The sequence below is a fragment of the Methylobacterium sp. WL116 genome (assembly GCF_008039455.1).
In the GTDB taxonomy this organism is placed as follows: Bacteria; Pseudomonadota; Alphaproteobacteria; order Rhizobiales; family Beijerinckiaceae; genus Methylobacterium.
Genome location: NZ_VRUV01000804.1, coordinates 1 through 1,450, shown reverse-complemented (window position 1 = coordinate 1,450; position 1,450 = coordinate 1). Strand labels below are relative to the sequence as shown.

The window sequence follows — 1,450 nt, the reverse complement described above, 5'->3', positions numbered from 1 at the left end:
GGCCGTCGACGCGGGCGGGGACGCCGCCCGCGGCCCGGATCAGGCGAACTTCAGCAGCTTGATCGCGGCGAAGTCCTGCACGCCGCCGCCGACGCGCTTGGTGGTGTAGAACAGCACGTAGGGCTTGGCGGAATACGGGTCGCGCAGCACCCGCAGGCCGGTGCGGTCGACCACGAGGTAGCCGCGGCGGAAATCGCCGAAGGCGAGCGCGAGGCTGCCGGCGGCGATGTCGGGCATCGCCTCGGCCTCCGTCACCAGGAAGCCGAGCAGGGTCGCGGCCCGGTCCGAGGCGGTCGGCGGCAGCCAGAGATAGTTGCCCTCGTTGTCCTTGAACTTGCGGATCGCGCTCTGCGTGCGCCGGCTCATCACGAAGCCGGCGTTCTGGCGGTAGCCGGCCTTGAGGCCGTAGACGAGGTCGAACAGCACGTCGGCCGGGTTCGCCGCCGGGAAGGCGCCGGCCGTGCCGGTGCCGACGATCCCGATCTTGCCCGGCACCCAGGCGTCGTTGCCCACGGTGTCGTAGCTGAGGAAGCCGCGCGGGCGGCTGACGCCGTTGCCGGTGACGAAGGCGACGCTCTCCTGCTCGGAGAACGCGGTCTCGACCTCGTCGGCGAGCCAGGCGTCGATGTCGACCACGGCGTCGTCGAGCAGGGTCTGGGTCGCGGCCGGCATGGCGTAGAGCTCCATCGCCGGGAAGTTCAGCTCCGACAGCACCGGCCCGTCGGTGGCCGGGCGCGGCGCGGTCTCGGCGATCCAGCCGGCGATTGGGGCGCCGGTCGCCACCGCGCGCTTGTACTGGCCGCCCGAGATGGTGCGGACGCTGGCGATGGCACGGATCGGCGACAGGTCGGCTAGGCGCTTGAGCACCTCGCGCTCGATGGTCTGCGGCACGAGGTAGCCGCCGTCCGGGCCGGATCCGGCCAAGAGCGCCTTGGCCTCCAGGCTCTTCAGGCCGCCGCTCTCGCCGGCGCGGACGTAGAGGTCGAACGCCGTCTTGTGCTCGTCGGCGGCCGCATCGCGCGGCTGCTCGGGCCGGCCGAGCGGCGGGCGGGCGCGGTCCAGGGTGATCCGGTCGAGGCGCGTCCGAGCACTGTCCAGCGCCGCATCGATCCGCGCGAGCTTCTCCTCGGTGAGCACGTCGGGCCCGAGCCGGCCCTCGATCTGGGCGAGCCGGGTGTCGTTGGTCTCCTTGAAGGCCTCGAAGGCCTGGGTCAGCCCGTCGAAGGCGTCCCGCGCGGTGCCCGGCTCGGCGCCGGGCCGCCCGGCCTTGTTCTCCAGCAGCACGCGATCGGACTTGGTCTCGAAGGTCTCGTGACGGGTCATGTGAGCCTCACCGTTGGAATGAAAAGTTACGCGCGGATCCCTCCCCCTCTGCGGGGGAGGGAAGAACGTGGGCGCCCGCCGCCTCTCACCACCCGGCGGGGGTGGCGGAGCGCCCGGCGGCACGCAC

The 1,450-nt window shown here is 72.5% G+C and carries 1 protein-coding gene; it reads right to left on the bottom strand.

Annotated elements, in window-relative coordinates:
* Positions 1–39 precede the first annotated feature (39 nt).
* Positions 40–1,323 (bottom strand): phage major capsid protein, encoded by a 1,284-nt coding sequence (locus FV223_RS27495; RefSeq protein ID WP_147729858.1) that lies wholly within the window; start codon positions 1,321–1,323, stop codon positions 40–42.
* Positions 1,324–1,450: the final 127 nt, after the last annotated feature.